The sequence below is a fragment of the Alloprevotella sp. genome, assembly GCF_057240785.1.
Genome location: NZ_DBHHRH010000038.1, coordinates 48,427 through 65,108, shown reverse-complemented (window position 1 = coordinate 65,108; position 16,682 = coordinate 48,427). Strand labels below are relative to the sequence as shown.

Annotated in this window: 21 protein-coding genes; 11 read left to right on the top strand and 10 right to left on the bottom strand. The window is 44.7% G+C overall.

Going from position 1 to position 16,682, the window contains the following annotated elements; translation table 11 throughout:
* Nucleotides 1-17 precede the first annotated feature (17 nt).
* From ACO4R2_RS09365 to ACO4R2_RS09320, 10 genes are all read right to left on the bottom strand, one after another.
* Nucleotides 18-326, bottom strand: a complete 309-nt coding sequence (locus ACO4R2_RS09365; protein ID WP_004310301.1) for a hypothetical protein — start codon at nt 324-326, stop codon at nt 18-20.
* 53 nt (nt 327-379) lie between these two features.
* Nucleotides 380-685 (bottom strand): DUF6956 domain-containing protein, encoded by a 306-nt coding sequence (locus tag ACO4R2_RS09360; protein ID WP_004310302.1) that lies wholly within the window; start codon nt 683-685, stop codon nt 380-382.
* Nucleotides 625-843 (bottom strand): DUF3873 domain-containing protein, encoded by a 219-nt coding sequence (locus ACO4R2_RS09355; RefSeq protein WP_008770680.1) that lies wholly within the window; start codon nt 841-843, stop codon nt 625-627. The genes ACO4R2_RS09360 and ACO4R2_RS09355 overlap by 61 nt, the downstream gene beginning before the upstream one ends.
* Before the next feature lie 31 nt (nt 844-874).
* The gene (locus tag ACO4R2_RS09350) at nt 875-1,132 is read right to left on the bottom strand and encodes a hypothetical protein (RefSeq protein ID WP_005827305.1); all 258 of its coding nucleotides are present in this window, start codon (nt 1,130-1,132) and stop codon (nt 875-877) included.
* 24 nt (nt 1,133-1,156) lie between these two features.
* Nucleotides 1,157-2,422: a PcfJ domain-containing protein gene (locus ACO4R2_RS09345; RefSeq protein WP_004310303.1), complete on the bottom strand. Its 1,266-nt coding sequence runs from the start codon at nt 2,420-2,422 to the stop codon at nt 1,157-1,159.
* On the bottom strand, nt 2,419-2,838 hold the full coding sequence (locus ACO4R2_RS09340; RefSeq protein ID WP_004310304.1) for a PcfK-like family protein: 420 nt from the start codon (nt 2,836-2,838) through the stop codon (nt 2,419-2,421). Before ACO4R2_RS09340 ends, ACO4R2_RS09345 begins: the two co-directional genes overlap by 4 nt.
* Before the next feature lie 23 nt (nt 2,839-2,861).
* Nucleotides 2,862-3,083 carry a hypothetical protein gene (locus tag ACO4R2_RS09335; protein WP_005643956.1) on the bottom strand — a complete coding sequence of 74 codons (222 nt, stop codon included), beginning with the start codon at nt 3,081-3,083 and terminating at the stop codon, nt 2,862-2,864.
* Nucleotides 3,084-3,094: 11 nt separating this feature from the next.
* Nucleotides 3,095-3,310, bottom strand: coding sequence for a hypothetical protein (locus ACO4R2_RS09330; protein WP_005827303.1), 216 nt, complete (start codon nt 3,308-3,310; stop codon nt 3,095-3,097).
* 7 nt (nt 3,311-3,317) lie between these two features.
* Nucleotides 3,318-3,653 (bottom strand): hypothetical protein, encoded by a 336-nt coding sequence (locus ACO4R2_RS09325; RefSeq protein ID WP_004310306.1) that lies wholly within the window; start codon nt 3,651-3,653, stop codon nt 3,318-3,320.
* A 62-nt stretch (nt 3,654-3,715) separates the two neighbouring features.
* Nucleotides 3,716-4,126 carry a hypothetical protein gene (locus ACO4R2_RS09320; protein WP_484770002.1) on the bottom strand — a complete coding sequence of 137 codons (411 nt, stop codon included), beginning with the start codon at nt 4,124-4,126 and terminating at the stop codon, nt 3,716-3,718.
* Nucleotides 4,127-5,207: 1,081 nt separating this feature from the next.
* On the opposite strand from ACO4R2_RS09320, the gene ACO4R2_RS09315 reads away from it, so the two are divergent.
* The 11 genes from ACO4R2_RS09315 to ACO4R2_RS09265 all read left to right on the top strand — a co-directional run bounded on the left by ACO4R2_RS09315 (nt 5,208) and on the right by ACO4R2_RS09265 (nt 16,511).
* On the top strand, nt 5,208-5,558 hold the full coding sequence (locus ACO4R2_RS09315) for an NADH-quinone oxidoreductase subunit A (RefSeq protein WP_311490522.1): 351 nt from the start codon (nt 5,208-5,210) through the stop codon (nt 5,556-5,558).
* Nucleotides 5,549-6,193 (top strand): NADH-quinone oxidoreductase subunit B, encoded by a 645-nt coding sequence (locus ACO4R2_RS09310; RefSeq protein WP_484770001.1) that lies wholly within the window; start codon nt 5,549-5,551, stop codon nt 6,191-6,193. The genes ACO4R2_RS09315 and ACO4R2_RS09310 overlap by 10 nt, the downstream gene beginning before the upstream one ends.
* Complete coding sequence (locus ACO4R2_RS09305; protein ID WP_484770000.1) at nt 6,190-7,872, top strand: NADH-quinone oxidoreductase subunit D; 1,683 nt, start codon at nt 6,190-6,192, stop codon at nt 7,870-7,872. The genes ACO4R2_RS09310 and ACO4R2_RS09305 overlap by 4 nt, the downstream gene beginning before the upstream one ends.
* A gap of 106 nt (nt 7,873-7,978) precedes the next feature.
* The gene (gene nuoH, locus ACO4R2_RS09300) at nt 7,979-9,064 is read left to right on the top strand and encodes an NADH-quinone oxidoreductase subunit NuoH (RefSeq protein WP_311490546.1); all 1,086 of its coding nucleotides are present in this window, start codon (nt 7,979-7,981) and stop codon (nt 9,062-9,064) included.
* A gap of 13 nt (nt 9,065-9,077) precedes the next feature.
* Nucleotides 9,078-9,644, top strand: coding sequence for a 4Fe-4S binding protein (locus ACO4R2_RS09295; protein WP_484769999.1), 567 nt, complete (start codon nt 9,078-9,080; stop codon nt 9,642-9,644).
* Nucleotides 9,645-9,659: 15 nt separating this feature from the next.
* Nucleotides 9,660-10,172 carry an NADH-quinone oxidoreductase subunit J family protein gene (locus tag ACO4R2_RS09290; RefSeq protein WP_347719046.1) on the top strand — a complete coding sequence of 171 codons (513 nt, stop codon included), beginning with the start codon at nt 9,660-9,662 and terminating at the stop codon, nt 10,170-10,172.
* A gap of 14 nt (nt 10,173-10,186) precedes the next feature.
* Complete coding sequence (gene nuoK, locus ACO4R2_RS09285; RefSeq protein ID WP_183694150.1) at nt 10,187-10,501, top strand: NADH-quinone oxidoreductase subunit NuoK; 315 nt, start codon at nt 10,187-10,189, stop codon at nt 10,499-10,501.
* A 17-nt stretch (nt 10,502-10,518) separates the two neighbouring features.
* Nucleotides 10,519-12,459: an NADH-quinone oxidoreductase subunit L gene (gene nuoL / locus ACO4R2_RS09280; protein ID WP_484769998.1), complete on the top strand. Its 1,941-nt coding sequence runs from the start codon at nt 10,519-10,521 to the stop codon at nt 12,457-12,459.
* Nucleotides 12,460-12,472: 13 nt separating this feature from the next.
* Nucleotides 12,473-13,993, top strand: a complete 1,521-nt coding sequence (locus tag ACO4R2_RS09275) for a complex I subunit 4 family protein (RefSeq protein WP_484769997.1) — start codon at nt 12,473-12,475, stop codon at nt 13,991-13,993.
* Between the two features lie 24 nt (nt 13,994-14,017).
* Complete coding sequence (locus tag ACO4R2_RS09270; RefSeq protein WP_311490516.1) at nt 14,018-15,511, top strand: NADH-quinone oxidoreductase subunit NuoN; 1,494 nt, start codon at nt 14,018-14,020, stop codon at nt 15,509-15,511.
* A gap of 115 nt (nt 15,512-15,626) precedes the next feature.
* Nucleotides 15,627-16,511 carry a PfkB family carbohydrate kinase gene (locus tag ACO4R2_RS09265; RefSeq protein WP_315090330.1) on the top strand — a complete coding sequence of 295 codons (885 nt, stop codon included), beginning with the start codon at nt 15,627-15,629 and terminating at the stop codon, nt 16,509-16,511.
* Nucleotides 16,512-16,682: the final 171 nt, after the last annotated feature.

Here is a 16,682-nt window from a genome sequence, read left to right as displayed (position 1 = left end):
CTTTTGCCGCCCACCCCTCAAAAGCGGGTGTAAAGTCCCGTTACCATCGTGAACATTTCCTCCAGCATATCGCAATATATCCCCTCGTGCGTTTCAATGTCCTTCGTCCTGCTCTCGAATGTCTTTTTGCTGAACGTCTTGCGGTAGAAACGCATATTGTATAGGTCTGCCCCTCCGTCATAGATGATGTCAAGGCGGTTGGCACTGGTCTTGTTCCTCGCAAGGCTCATGCGCAAGCCGTTGCCCATGTCTGTGAAGTCTTTGCTTCCCGTCATGGCGGCAAAGCGTCTGCCGCCAATCTGCTCTAAAATTGTCTTTGCTATCATATCCGTTGTCTTTTAGGTTTATGGTTCGGGCGGTGCGGACACCGCCCCAATGTTCAAAATTCTGTTTTCTCGGTTATGGGTGTGCATTTTTCCAGCCACTCTTTCAGACATTCCATGCTATACTCGCTCGTGATGACTGCCGTATGGCTGTCAATGGCAGTGAAACGGCTGCTTTCATAGCTGTCTATCCACCCCTTTAGGGTATCAACTCCCCACGCTTCGGCATCGTCAAAGATGCCGTCCAATGCCGTAATGGGTTCGCTGAATTTGACTATCAGCGTTTGGTAGCCTGCTTCGTTCATCGCTTCTCCTCCTTCCTTTCCTTTGCCGTTAGCCACTTGTCCCGTGCGGCTCGACATTCGTCTAATGTGGGTTTGACACAAGAGAAAAGTTCCCCGTCCGTGTGGCGGTAGTCGTATTGCACAAGGGTGCGTTTGCGTCTGTCGATACCCGTTTGGAATTTCTCGTAGTTCTCCGTTCCTGCCGATTGGCAGGTGCTTACTCCGTTAATTGTCATTTTGTTGCCATAGTCGTTGTTATTTAGATGATTAGAAATGTACAGACAGCACTCTGTGTTGCATCACCATTTCGGGGTCGCTCGTGTAGCGTTGGTGCAGGTAGAAATGATGAGAGCCGAAGCCGTAAAGGAAGAACTTGTCAAGTTCGTGTTTCTCGGCAAAGTCTTTGACGCTAGCCCTTAATTGCTCCTCACTCTGACAAAGAGTGAGGAGGTTCATAAATTCAAGGAACATCGTGGGGATTTTATCATCCCATAGGAAAACCATGCTTTCAAATCTTACTTCCATAATGTTAGTTGTTAGATGTCGATATTATGCCGCTTTCATCCGCTGGCGGATAAGGTTGGCGTTCTTGTTCACAAGGGCGATGATGCGGTCGTGGTATTCGGAGTTCTCGTTGCATACGCCACGACACTGCACCACCTCAAAAGTTTTTAGTGACACCTCTATCGTTTCAATTCGTTTTCCGTCAATGGTGGCGGATAGGATAAGGGAGTCTTTTCGTTTGTGGTAACCGCCCACACAATGGTGCATCGTCCTTCCTTCCTCTGCCATTTCTTCCACGCTCTCTATGACTTTGACGCAAATAAGGCTGTCGGTAAAGGCAAGTCCGAAGAATATGCCCTTAGCTTTCAGATATTGTTTCTCGTCCTCAATCGCTTTCCTGCGTTGCTGTTCAGTCCGCTCATGTTTCCTTTGCAGGTTGCGCTTTGCCACCAACTTGTCGTGTTCAACTTTGAGGTCGGCAGGGCAAACGTATTTCGGGCTGTTTGTGTCCTTGCCGAAATGACGCAGGAGGTCTATGGTGTCACGCCACATTGAGCCGTCCTCAATAGTATAGCCGTTGCGGATACATATCTTGATTGAAGCCCAATACTCTCCAATATTGAAAGAGTGGTACAGATAGTAGCGCAACATGGGATATTGCCCTGCCTTCAACAGCGTTTCCGCACGGCTGTCCGACAATAATGCCGGTATTAGTTTGGTGGGTACAATGTCGTGGAAATTGCCGTTAAAGCCGTTTCTGCGGAGCGTCGGCAACACCTTATATCTTGGATATATCGGGGAATATGAGATATGGCGGTACGCTTCATTGTCATTGCGGATAGCAAAAGGAGAAGCGAATGAGAACGTGTCGATGTAGCATCCCAATGTGCGTGGAATGGCAACAACAGCCTTACGCCCTTGTTCATTCCACCAATACTGCCCGATTTCAAGGGCATAGGACTTGGCATTAACCCCTTTCTCCATACCCACGACAAGCAAGAACATTCGTAGCACTTGGTATTCTCCGCTTGTGGTAAGGGTTGTGAAATACTGCTTTTGTCTTACCTTGCGCTGATAGGTGAGGCAGACTTTCAAACTTGCTCCACATTCGGGACACGTACAATGCTCGGTCTGCTCCGTCATTACCCAACTATGACCGCAATCCATACAAGTGGTACGACCTTTCGGCAAGCGGTGTGCATAATGCTCCACGCAATTACGGAATGCCCAATTTATCTGTATCGGGGTTATCGGGCGTAGTTTCTTGCTTTGGGCAAGAACTGCTTTTTCAAATTTGTTTCTCGGTTTCATAAGCCAAAATCAAATAATGAGGGTTGAACTTGGGTTTCTGTTTTCGCCTTTGTCGGCTTGGTGCGGTTCTGCAACTTGCGGAGTTCCTCGTCTTGGTATCTGCGGACTGCCTGCTGACGTGCTTCTGCTTTTTCCTCTGCCGTGAGTTCCACAATGTGGTTCACCGCCACTTGGCATTGGATAGGCTTGCCCACCTCAATCTCGTTCTCGTCATAGTAGTGTACTGCTTGTCCGTATATCTCTCCGTCCGTGAAGCCGTTACAACCGCTTTTCTGCACATAGTTCAGAATGTAGGTTACGCAATCGTCAATGTTCTTGGCTGGATTGCGGTAGTTCTTCGCAAAGAGCGTGTCTTCCTCCGCACGTTGTTCCAAATACATCTGTATCGTTCTCTTGAAATGGTCTGTTCCTTTCATATCGCTGTCGTTTTTATGAGTTGTCAAATAGTATGTTTCAAAATCTCCCTCCAATAAATCGGCTCAACCTCGCTCAATAGGAAGTCTATAAAGTCCTTCCGTGCGTTCTTGTTCAGTTCGTGGTAGAGTCCACGGAACACGGACATATTGCCGTTGAGGTATGTTTCCACCATGTACTCGAAGATGTTGCCCACCTCGTAGTATCTGCATTGTTGCTCCACTGTCTTGCTTCTTCTCTTTGCCATGTCGGTAGGGATTAAAGGGTGAATAACCAAAGAATGAAGCCGAAGAACAGGATAACGGAAAGAATAGCCACGATTAACCCTATTGCCACTCGGAACACTCCGTTTATTATCTCTCTGACGATGTACCAAAGGATGCCGGACACCCAAAAGGCGGTGCGCATGATTAGGGTGCATATCGCAAGCCCTATGTATTGCGCCATTTGTCTGAAATTTACCGTTGCTGTCATAGCCGTATCATTTGTTAAGTTCCACGATGCTGTCTATCCTGCCGTATAGGAAACTGCGGAGTGCGGTCTTGTCGGTAGCCTTGTATTCCGCCCAATGTCCATACTGCTTTACAATGTAGGTTCGGAGAATGTCGGAAAAGTCAAACATCCAACCTTGCAAGGGTACTGCGCTCTTGAAATAGGTGTTGCTGTTCACATTGCGTGTAAGCCAATCCTTTTCCTCTCGGCTCAATTTCTCACCATTGTTCAGTTTGGTGCGAAGTCCGTACACCTTGCTGCCTTGCAGGTTCTCCAAACTTGGTACTTCCCATGCCACGAATTTTGTTGCTATTGCCGTTCTCATATCCGTTTTGTTTTTGATTTTTTGTTTTTTAATGCGGATTCAAGAGCTGAGGGAGTTGAGTTTCAAACTATCTTATCTGCCTCTCGTTTATCCGACATTTTTTTTAATGCGTCTTTCTGTCGCATCGGTCGTTTTCGTTTCGGGTGCTTAAAAAGGTAGGGATTAGGGAATGCAAGGTTTTTCGGGAAAATACTACCCGAAGGGCTGGAGATTTTTCCAGAAAACAGGAGGCTTGACCTTGCTTTCCCGTACAATCCCGGAGTTACCTTTGCACCCAGCACGAAAATGACTGTCTGATGCGGCTCACTGAAAGGCGCGAAAATGGAGGTAAACGGAAGTAGAGGCAGATTAGACAGGAAAACTTCAAAAGAGAAATCCGTGAAAAAGACATCCCCAACAGAAAAGAACATAGCCGGTAGCGTGAAACCGGGCAAACCATCGGCAAGGAAGTATGTTTTTATCTGTTTGGCCAAACGTGTTTGGTCGGATGGATAAAATCATTCTTCCCGGTTTGTCTGCCGTGAGTGACGGCTTGTTCCATTTATGGAATGTGCGGTCATACACGGCTTTCCGCTTCCGGCTCAAAAGGACAACGAAAAAAGAAAAATCGTCAAAACCCCGTAAAAGCACCTCTTTGGCATAAGCACAAAAGAAAGGGGCCTTGTCTCATCAGTCTAAACTATTGTTTAGGCGTGAGGCAAAGCCCTTTTCTCCGCTTATGCGGCAGTCGGCACACGTTCGTTCAAAATCTTTTTGGGCGATGGTGTGCTGACGGATAAAATCGCTTTTACGGAAAAACTTGTGTGAGAAGAAAAAATCAGGAGATTCATTTCTAAATCTCCCGTTTTATTGTTACTTTTGCATACGAAGAGTTCTTTGAAGGTTACGCAACGCACAGAAGAATAATGCAGTAGATAACTAACTAATTCGTAACCTATTACTATTATGAGCGATTACCCAATGCTCATTTCCAATAAATTACACTCTTTTCGTAACTTCATGTTGCAAATATACAAAGCTATATGATAAATCTCTGACAAATTCTTCAAAAAAGAGGAGAAAAACTCTTTGGTATTCGAATTTCATCCATGATAATAAAAATATTTTCTACTTAGCATTAGGTGCTATTTTTGTAAAACGGATGATAGAATAATACGAAGTATGACTACTATCTCTAACTTTTTTTAGAAAGTTAGGTGTGCGGATAACAGTTTAAGAACCAGATGAAATAACTTAAAGACACGATAGGAGAACGCAAGAGATAAGAGTATGAATTTCTTTTTTCCAATTATTCTTTGTACCTTCGCGTTCCATAAGACGAAAAGAAGTGAAGAATTTTTCTATCATTCGATGTGATTGCAACACATCGCTTGAAAATGCTCGGATTGGAGCGGAGGACAAGTGTGCCCTTCCGCTGATTCGTCGTATCCGTCTCTTCTGTCAAGTGAACGACGGTGTTTTTTTACTTCTAACTCAATCTGCGAGATTTTCTTCATGTGCTTTTGCGTCTTACCAGAGAACTTCAATTAAATTTATAAATAACACATTAAAGCTATGAACTTTACCTTATTTGTCACGATTATCGTGACGGGTCTGGCGTTTGTGGGTGTTGTCACGGTGTTGGCCAATCTGCTGGCACCGCGCAGCTTCAACGCGCAGAAGGATGAGGCTTTCGAGTGTGGTATTCCGACACGTGGAGGTGCATGGATGCAGTTCCGTATAGGCTACTACTTGTTCGCTATTCTCTTCCTTATGTTCGATGTGGAAACGATGTTCCTCTTTCCCTGGGCTGTGGTGATGAAAAGCCTTGGTCTGATGGGTTTGATGGTAGTCGGATTTTTCCTGTTTGTCTTAGTTCTGGGCTTGGCTTATGCCTGGAGGAAAGGAGCATTGAAATGGGAATGAAACTGAAAAGGCCCAAAATCAAGAACATTCCTTACGAGGAGTTCAATGACAACGAGACCTATGAGGAGCTCGTTGCAGAGTTGAATAAAAACGGAGCCAATGTAGTTGTGAAGTCGCTCGACGATTTGATCAACTGGGGCCGTTCAAATTCGCTTTGGCCGCTGACGTTCGCTACGAGCTGTTGCGGTATCGAATTTATGGCAGTTTGTGCAGCTCGCTACGACATTGCTCGCTTTGGTTTTGAAGTGACACGTAACAGTCCTCGTCAAGCTGACGTAATCTTAGTGAATGGTACTATTACTTATAAGATGGCTCCTGTTCTGCGTCGTCTCTACGATCAGATGGCCGATCCTAAGTATGTCGTGGCTATTGGCGGTTGCGCTGTAGCCGGAGGTCCATTCACGAAATCTTATCACGTAGTGAAGGGTGTTGACGAAATCATCCCTGTTGATGTTTACGTCCCTGGTTGCCCTCCGCGTCCTGAAAGCTTCCTTTATGGCATGATGCAATTGCAGCGTATTGTGAAGGCCGAAAATTTCTTCGGTACTACCAATCGTAAGCAAAAAGATCCTATGAGTCGTTCTGAGATAGCAAAACAGGAAAGCGAAATTATTAAACAGGAAGAAGAGGCATGAGCGAATTAGAAGAAAAGAAAGTCCAGGCTCAACAGCCTGCGTCTGCTGCAAAACCTGCAGCTACTCGTCCTGCGGCTCCTTCTGCAGTTGCTGCTCCAGCCGCCCCTGCCGAGAATGAGATACATCCTCGCACAGTAACCATCGATGAGTTCCACAGAGAAATGGAACGCCTCAAGGATGAGGAAAAGATGGATATGCTCGAACTCATTACGGGAGAAGACTGGCAAGAAGAAGGTCTTGGCTGTGTTTACAATCTTTGGTCAACAGATACGGGTAAGCGTGAGTATATTAAATTGGTGACAATGGATCGTGAAAATCCGTTCCTTCCGACAGTTTCTGATTTGTGGGAAATTGCCAATATATATGAACGCGAAGTGTTCGATTTCTATGGTATCAAGTTCTTAGGTCATCCCGATATGCGCCGTGTCTTTTTGCGTGAAGACTGGGAAGGCTATCCTATGCGTAAGGACGATGAAACGGAGCAGAAAAATCCGCTACGTATGACCAATGAAGTGCTGTCTGACACGACAACGCAGTATGATCGAATGCCCGATGGTTCTATTAAGGAAACTACCAATGTGGTGTTTACACCAGAGGATTATATGGTAAACATTGGTCCGCAACACCCTTCTACTCATGGTGTGCTCCATTTCCGCGTGGCACTCGAGGGTGAGCGTATCAAGAAAATAGATCCAAAACTTGGCTATATTCACCGTGGTATTGAGAAACTCAATGAAACATATACTTATCCCCAAACATTGGCATTGACCGATCGTATGGATTATCTCGGAGCAACGCAAAGTCGCCATGCTCTCTGTATGACCATTGAGAAAGCTGCAGGAATTGAAGTGAGTGAGCGTGTTCAAGTTATCCGTACGATTATGGATGAGCTTCAGCGTCTTGATTCTCACATCCTCTTCTTCTCTTGCCTCTGTCAGGATATGGGTGCAACGTCTGCATTCCTTTATGGTTTCCGCGACCGCGAGATGATACTCGATATCTTCGAGGAAACTTGTGGTGGACGCCTTATCATCAATTATAATATGATTGGCGGTGTGAGCCATGATTTGCATCCTAATTTCCAGAAGCGCGTAAAAGAGTTTATCCCTAAGATGCGTCAAGGTATTAAGGAATACTACGATATCTTTATCAATAATGTCATCGCACGCAATCGTCTTATTGGCGTGGGCATCCTGACCAACGAACAAGTTCGCAACATGGGTGTGACAGGGCCTTCTGGCCGCGCATCAGGTTGGCACAATGACATTCGTAAACGTCAGCCTTATGCAGCCTATGACAAAGTTGAGTTCAAAGAAATTGTACGTACGGAAGGTGATAGCTACGCCCGACTGCTGAACCGTATAGACGAGATGGAAGAGAGTTTGCACATTATAGAGCAACTTATCGATAACATCCCCGAGGGTACGTTCCAAGCAAAGACGAAGCCTATTATTAAAGTGCCTACAGGAACTTACTACAGCTGCGTAGAAGGTAGCCGTGGTGAATTCGGCGTATTCCTTGAGAGTAAGGGCGATAAGAGTCCGTACCGTTTACATTATCGTTCAACGGGTCTGCCACTTGTCAATGCAATGGATGTTGCTTGTCGCAACGAGTTGATTGCAGATATGATGGCAATTAACGGAACTCTCGATTACGTTGTACCAGACATTGACAGATAAATCTCATTTAATCCACAATTAATAATCAACGAAGAATCATTTGTGGGTAATGCCACGATGATTCATTGTATATTGTTAATTATTCATTTAAGCAATGAATTCAAATATTTTCGATTTAACTACTTGGACGACGGCGATCCACGATTGGCTGACGGAGTTTATCCCCGAATGGTCTGCCATCCTGCTGGAATCGATAGTTGTAGCGCTAATTATCATTACGCTCTACGCAGTCTTCGCCATTGCCCTCATTTATATGGAGCGTAAGGTCTGTGCCTTCTTCCAGTGCCGTCTCGGTCCGAATCGTGTCGGTAAATGGGGCTTGCTGCAGGTCTTCGGTGATGTATTCAAGATGCTCACCAAGGAAATTATCCGTATGCGTAAGTCGGATCGTTTCCTTCACGACTTAGCCCCATATCTGGTTGTAACAGCTTCTATGCTGACTTTCGCCTGCCTGCCCTGGAACAAGGGTGGCCAAGTTTTGGATTTTAATGTAGGCGTGTTCTTCTTTATTGCTGTTAGCGGTATCGGTGTTGTAGGTATTCTGATGGCAGGTCTTGGTTCTAATAGTAAGTATCCTATGATAGGTTCTATGCGCGCTGGAGCACAGCTCATCAGCTACGAGATTTCTATCGGTATAACTATGCTGACTATGGTGACCCTCTGTGGAACGATGCAAATCAGCGAAATTGTTCAGCAACAGGCTGACCAAGGTTGGAATATCGTTCGCGGACACATTCCTGCACTGATATCCTTCCTTATCTTCTTGATTGCTGGAAATGCAGAGTGTAACCGTGGTCCGTTTGACCTTCCAGAAGGTGAATCAGAGTTGACTGCTGGTTATCACACGGAGTATTCTGGTATGCACTTCGGTTATTACTATTTGGCTGAATACTTGAACCTCTTTATCTGCGCTGCAATGGCCTCTACTATCTTCTTAGGTGGGTGGGCTCCGCTACATATTGCTGGTTTGGACGGCTTTAACGAGGTTATGAACTATATTCCTGGAATCGTATGGTTCGTGGGAAAAACGTTCTTTATCCTTATATTGCTTTTGTGGGAACGTTGGACTTTCCCTCGTCTGCGTATCGACCACATCCTTTCACTTGAATGGAAGTATCTGATGCCTATCAGTCTTCTGAATCTTCTGCTCATGGCGCTTGTTGTGACATTGGGCTTGGGTATTAACGTGTAATCGAATTGTAACAATGAAAGAAAACTCATATTTACAAGGGCTGTTCGCTGGCGTTAAAACGCTCACTGTTGGTTTGAGAACCACAATGCGCGAACTTTTCACTAAAAAGATTACAGAACAGTACCCTGAAAATCGTAAGGAACTGGTTATGTTCGATCGCTTTCGTGGAAGTTTGGTAATGCCTCACGATGAGAATAATGAACATAAGTGCGTAGCCTGCGGACTCTGTATGATCAATTGCCCAAACGATACCATTACCGTTGTGAGCAAGATGATTGAAACAGAGGATGGAAAGAAGAAGAAGGTGCTGGATAAGTATATCTATAATCAGGGTATTTGTATGTACTGCGAAATCTGTACACGCGTTTGTCCTCACGATGCCATCACTTTTGATCAAAGTTATGAAACTGCAGTGTTTGATCGTGCAAAACTTATCAAGCAGCTCAATCAGCCAGGTAGCAAGTGTAAAGAACGCAAGCCTGTGGCTCGTCCAGCTGTGGCAAAGCCTGCAGCTCCAGTAGCTCCAAAACCAGAAGCTCCAGCCGCTTCATCAACAGAAACAGCGGCCGCTAATAATTAAAAATCAAATCAAACAATGGATTCCCATAACATAATGTTCATCATTTTGGCAGCTATTATTGCTTGCTCTTCTTTGGCCTGCGTGCTATCAAAGAGTATCATCCGTGCTGCCACTTACCTGTTCTTTGCTCTTTTGGGTACGGCAGGTCTGTACTTCCTGATGGGCTACACCTTCCTTGGTTCTGTCCAGGTCATGGTTTATGCCGGCGGCGTTGTTGTGCTGTACGTCTTTGCCATCCTGCTGACAAGAGGAAAGAAGGATCGACTGAGCGAGAATACGAAGACAAAGATATTTGCTTCAGCTCTCCTGAGTCTGGTGGGATTTGGTATAGTTCTCTTTGCCATCTTTAAGCAAGAGTTCCTTGCCAGTTCCCTGGATGCCCCTGACGAGAATGTTCTTCCAATCAAGGAAGTAGGTGTTTCTATGCTCTCAACGGACTTCAATGGTTATTTGCTTCCTTTTGAGGCTGTATCCGTTCTGCTCCTTGCTTGCATTGTAGCAGCGTTGCTCATTGCCCGTAAACGATAAAACGAAAGACAGCTATGATTGAATTAAATTATATCCTCATCGTTTCTGCCATTATGATGTTTGCTGGCATCTTTGGATTTCTTACCCGCCGCAGCACATTGGCAATCCTTCTATCCATCGAATTGATGCTAAATTCTGCGGATATCAACTTCGCAGTATTCAACCGCATGCTCTACGGACAAAGCGGTAATACGGAAGGTTTCTTCTTCACGCTTTTCTCCATCGCCATTACGGCTGCTGAAAGCGCTATCGCCATCGCCATCATGGTCAATATCTACCGTTTAATCAAGGATACGTCTGTTGACAAGCTCACAAAGATGAAATGGTAAAAGACTCTTAATGCACAATGGAAACTCAATTTTTATATACAATTCTGATTCTGGCATTGCCTTTTTGCTCTTTTCTCTTTTTGGGACTCTTCGGTCACAAATTGAGCCATAAGGTTGCTGGACTTATTGGTACAACTAGCTTGGGACTTGTCTTCTTGCTTTCGCTCTACACTGCCTTTGAGTACTTCTTTGGCATTGGACGCAACGCACAAGGCATATATCAAGCTTTAGTGCCATACAATATGACGTGGTTGCCTCTCGGCAATCTTCACTTCGATATGGGTGTCCTGTTAGACCCGATTTCGGTGATGATGCTTATTGTCATCTCTACGGTGTCTTTCATGGTACACATTTATTCTTTTGGTTATATGCATGGAGAGCGTGGATTTCAGCGTTATTACGCCTATCTGAGCCTCTTTACCATGTCTATGCTTGGCCTTGTTGTCGCTACAAATATCTTCCAGATGTATCTTTTCTGGGAGCTTGTAGGTGTATCTTCTTATTTGCTCATTGGTTTCTTTTATACTGAAAAGCCCGCAATTGCAGCTAGTAAGAAAGCATTTATTGTGACACGTTTTGCCGACCTATTCTTCCTCATTGGTATTCTTATTTATGGTTACTATGCACAAACCTTTAGTTTCAGTTTTGTTGAAACAGGTAGCGTGCGTGAATTTGCAGGTGCAGCCTTTATGCTGCCCACAGCTTTGTTCCTTATGTTCATTGGTGGTGCAGGTAAGAGTGCTATGTTCCCACTCCATATTTGGCTTCCTGATGCAATGGAGGGCCCAACGCCTGTTAGTGCACTGATTCATGCTGCAACCATGGTCGTTGCTGGTGTTTACCAGGTGGCACGTATGTTCCCTCTTTGGATTGCCTATGCTCCCGACACTCTTCATATTGTGGCTTGGGTTGGAGCATTTACAGCTTTCTATGCTGCGGCAGTTGCTTGCGCACAGAGTGACATTAAACGTGTCTTGGCTTTCTCTACTATCTCTCAGATAGCTTTCATGATGGTGGCTTTGGGAGTTTGCATGCCTCTGCCTAGTGGAGCAAGTCCTGAATTGATCAACCATGAATTTAGTATCGGTTATATGGCAAGTATGTTCCATCTCTTCACCCATGCTATGTTCAAGGCAACACTATTCCTCTGTGCTGGTTGCCTTATCCATGCAGTTCATAGTAATGAAATGAGTGCAATGGGGGGGATGCGTAAATATATGCCAATCACTCATTGGACATTCCTTATCGCTTGCTTGGCAATCTCAGGTATTCCTCCTTTCTCAGGCTTCTTCTCGAAGGATGAGATTTTGGAAGCTAGCTTCGCTTATAGTCCAGTGATGGGCTGGGTGATGACAGGTATTGCTGCTATGACAGCGTTCTATATGTTCCGCCTTTACTATGGTATCTTCTGGGGAACAGAGAACAAAGAACATCATGCCGAATGCCATCCGCATGAGAGTCCTTTGGCAATGACTTTCCCACTTTTGTTCCTCACAGCTATTACGCTAGTAGCTGGTTTTATTCCTTTTGGAAAGATTATTTCTGCTGATGGATTCGCGTACGACTTCCTAGCACATTTCAACTGGTTCTTGGGTGCCAAGAGCTGTGTCATCGCACTTGTCTCTATTGGTCTTGCCACTTGGATTTACAAGGGAGAGAAACAACCTATTGCTGATAAAATGCAGAATGCAGCACCGCATCTCCATCGTTGGGCATATAAGCGTTTCTATTTAGATGAAGTTTACCAGTTCATTACGCATCGCATCATCTTCAAATACATCTCTGGGACTATAGCTAAGTTTGACCGTAAATACATAGACGGTTTCTTCAACTTCTTGGCTTGGGGAACTCACGAACTAGGTTTCCAAATTCGCGGTTTCCAGAGTGGTTCGATTCAGAAGTATGCGTTTATATTCTTCTTGGGTGCTCTCGCCCTGTTATTAGTTATGATCCTCTAAAACTGACAGATATATGAATTTCTTATCAATATTTGTACTGATTCCTCTGCTCATGCTGCTCGGTTTATGGCTAGCAAGAGATCAAAAAAGTATTAGAGGCGTGATGGTAGCGGGTAGTACCTGCTTGCTCATCCTTTCTGCTGTCCTCACAGTGCTCTTCCTTCAAGAACGAGCTGCTGGTAATACGGCAGAAATGTTGTTCACCGCCTCTTTCGATTGGATTACACCATTGCACATTAAGTACTCCGTCGGAGTCGATGGAATCTCTGTTGCAATGCTGTTGCTATCCTCTGTTATCGTGTTTACAGGAACGTTTGTTTCTTGGCACATGAATAAGGAATACTTCTTGTGGTTCACACTGCTGAGTGCAGGTGTTTATGGTTTCTTCATTTCCATCGACATGTTCACCATGTTTATGTTCTATGAAGTAGCTCTTATCCCGATGTATCTGCTGATTGGTGTGTGGGGCACTGGCCCTAAAGAATATGCAGCCATGAAGCTGACACTCATGCTTATGGGCGGTTCTGCTTTCCTCATGTGTGGTATCTTTGGTATCTTCTATGGAGCAGGTGGCCAGACAATGGATATTCTCGACATTGCCCATCAGCAGAATGGTGCTCACTTAATCGACATTGCCCAGCAGCATATTTGGTTCCCGCTAACCTTTGCCGGTTTCGGTGTTCTCGGTGCACTGTTTCCTTTCCATACTTGGAGTCCTGACGGTCACGCTTCTGCGCCAACGGCAGTGTCTATGTTGCACGCTGGTGTATTGATGAAGCTTGGTGGCTATGGTTGCTTCCGTATCGCCATGTTCCTCATGCCACAGGGAGCACAGGACTTAGGCTGGATTTTCCTCGTACTAACGGGTATCTCAGTTGTCTATGGTGCCTTCTCAGCTTGTGTTCAAACCGACTTAAAGTATATCAATGCTTACTCTTCAGTGTCTCACTGCGGCTTGGTGCTCTTCGGCATTCTGATGGTGAACCAAGTAGCGGCTACTGGTGCAGTCTTGCAGATGCTTTCTCACGGTCTGACTACGGCTCTCTTCTTTGCCCTCATTGGTATGATCTATGGCCGCACGCATACGCGTGATATCCGTGAGATGAGCGGTTTGATGCGGATTATGCCGTTCCTCTCTGTATGCTACGTGATAGCTGGTTTGGCAAATCTCGGTCTTCCAGGCTTCAGCGGCTTTGTTGCAGAAATGACCATCTTTGTTGGTTCCTTTGCTAATGCCGACACGTTCCATCGTGTGCTGACTATTGCAGCCTGCACTAGCATTGTTGTCACAGCTGTCTATATTCTTCGCCTTGTTGGTAAAATCCTTTATGGAGTTTCCACTAATGAAGAACACTTGAAGCTTGACGATGCTCATTGGGAAGAACGTTTCGCTGTTATCTGCCTCATCGCTACGATTGCAGCCCTCGGTTCTGCTCCGTGGTGGGTAAGTAATATGATAAATTCTGGCGTAGCTCCAGTCGTAGAACATATTACAGCCTTTGCCGCCAATACGAATCTCAATCCGTTCATGTAATCTCTTAAAGAATAAAAACAGACAATGGATTATTCACAATTCTTACATATGCCCGAGGAGGCAAGCCTTTTGGCTGTCATTCTTATCCTCTTTTTGGCCGACTTGTTTATGTGCAAAGAGCCTAAGGAAGGGGAGACCATTAGCCAGAAGTCCTCAGCTATCAACTATGTAGCTATAGGCCTTCTCTCTATTCATACACTCATCAACCTGTTGCCCTGTTGCAATGGTAGTATGCAGGCAACAGAAGCCTTTGGCGGAATGTACCAGCATACGCCGATGATGACTGTTATTAAGTCGGTACTTAATATTGGAACACTTGTGGTGTTTCTGATGGCTAATAGTTGGTTGCGTCGCCCAGAGAACATTGTTAAGCAAGGCGAGTTCTATCTCGTTACGCTATTCACGTTGCTCGGTATGTACTTTATGATCAGTAGCGGCCACTTCTTGATGTTCTTCATCGGCTTGGAGTTGGCCAGTGTACCTATGGCAGCTCTCGTAGCTTACGATAAGTATCGCTATGAGAGTGCAGAAGCGGGTGCCAAGTTCATTTTGTTGGCACTCTTCTCCAGCGCACTTCTTGTCTATGGTCTTTCGCTCATCTATGGTGCTACTGGAACGCTCTATTACAGCAGTGTGGGTGCTCTCTTCTCTGGTGATACGCTTCTCAGTGTTATAGGTCTGACGTTCTTCCTTTCAGGTATGGGCTTCAAAATTAGTTTGGTACCATTCCATCTTTGGACAGCTGATACCTATCAGGGGGCGCCGACCGTAGTAACAGCCTATCTTAGTGTTATCTCAAAAAGTAGTGCTGCTTTCGTTCTCTTTACGGTTCTCGTGAAGGCTTTTGCAGGCGACTCTTTGATGGCCGAGTGGAACACAGGTCTCTATTGGATTATCATTGCTTCTATCACGTTGGCAAATATCTTTGCCATTCAGCAGCAAAATCTAAAGCGCTTCATGGCCTTCTCTGCCATCTCCCAAGCTGGTTATATCGTACTCGGCATTATGGGAGGGACGGCTCAGGGCATGACATCCATCGTGTTCTATATCCTCGTCTATATGGTAGCCAACTTAGGTGCTTTCGCTGTTATCAATGTGATTGAACAAAATAGCGGAAAGATTCGTATCGACGACTACGACGGACTTTATGAAACAAATCCACACTTGAGTTTCATCATGACGCTTTGCCTCTTCAGTTTGGCAGGTATTCCGCCTTTTGCAGGTATGTTCTCTAAGTTCTTCATCTTTATGGCAGCGTTCAATGCAGGCTACCACTGGCTTGTACTGATAGCTTTGATTAACACAGTTCTCTCACTCTACTATTACTTGTTGATTGTAAAGGCCATGTATATCAAGAAGAATGAACATCCTATAGCTCAGTTCCAATCTGATGGCTATACGCGTGTAGCTCTCGTTATCTGTACAGCAGGTGTTATCGTGCTGGGTATCGGTGGTGTTTTCTATAACTATATTGACACACTTTCCTACGGCATCGATAAGATGCTTGGAGCACTCTAATAAGTGTAAACTTCTATCTTTAGCGGCTTTTCTTACAATAAGGGAAGCCGCTATTTTTTTATGCAATAAAATAATAGTATATTGCGCCTTGAATCAGAAAAAGAACATCAATAGTATGGAAAAGAAAAGATATGTAGTGGGATTAGGCGAACTACTTTGGGATTTGCTCCCCTCAGGTAAACGTTTGGGCGGTGCTCCTGCAAATTTTGCCTATCATGTTTCTCAATTTGGTTTGAAAGGCTTGGCTATAAGCGCTGTGGGGCAAGATGCTTTAGGAGAAGAAACTATTCAAGAACTAGAGCGTAAACAGCTTCTTGCATATATTGAAAGGGTTGGATATCCTACGGGGCGAGTGAATGTACAAATTGATGAAGCTGGTATTCCCCTTTACGATATTCAGCAGGATGTGGCTTGGGATAATATCCCTTTTACAGAGAAACTCCGTGAGATTGCAGAAAATACCCAAGCCGTTTGTTTCGGTTCTTTAGCTCAGCGCAGTCCGCAAAGTCGTGTTGCCATTCAAGCTTTTTTGGCATCCCTGCCTGCCGATGATGACGTTCTTCGTATTTATGATATAAATCTCCGCACTCCCTTCTATAGTAAAGAAGTTGTAGATTTGTCTCTTTCTGCTGCAAATGTTCTTAAGGTTAACGATGAAGAATTGCCCATCCTAGCTAATTATTATAATCTCCCTCAAATATCTCCATTGGAGCAGTGTGAACTTCTTCGTCAGCGTTTTAATCTGCGTCTTGTTATTTATACATGTGGAGCAAATGGCAGTTATGTCATCTCTGAAGAAGGCGTATCTTCCCAACCCACGCCAAAAGTTTCAGTCGTCGATACTGTTGGAGCTGGAGATAGTTTTACCGCTTCTTTCTGTGCAGCGCTTATCAATGGTTCTCCAATCTCAGAAGCTCATGCTATTGCTGTTAAAGTATCCGCTTTTGTATGTACTCAGCAAGGCGCAATGCCTATTCTGCCTCGCGACTTATTGAGTTAACAGCAAGAAAAAATTATAAGAAAGAGAAGATTGAGGCATATATTATGTTGTCTCTCTATTTCTCTTTCTTTTTATTTTAGCGAAGAAATTGGCTATTGAATATCTAATTTTATATTTTGTCACTAGGAGTATTGTAGTGTTACAGATGAATTCAATAGATTCTCGCTGATT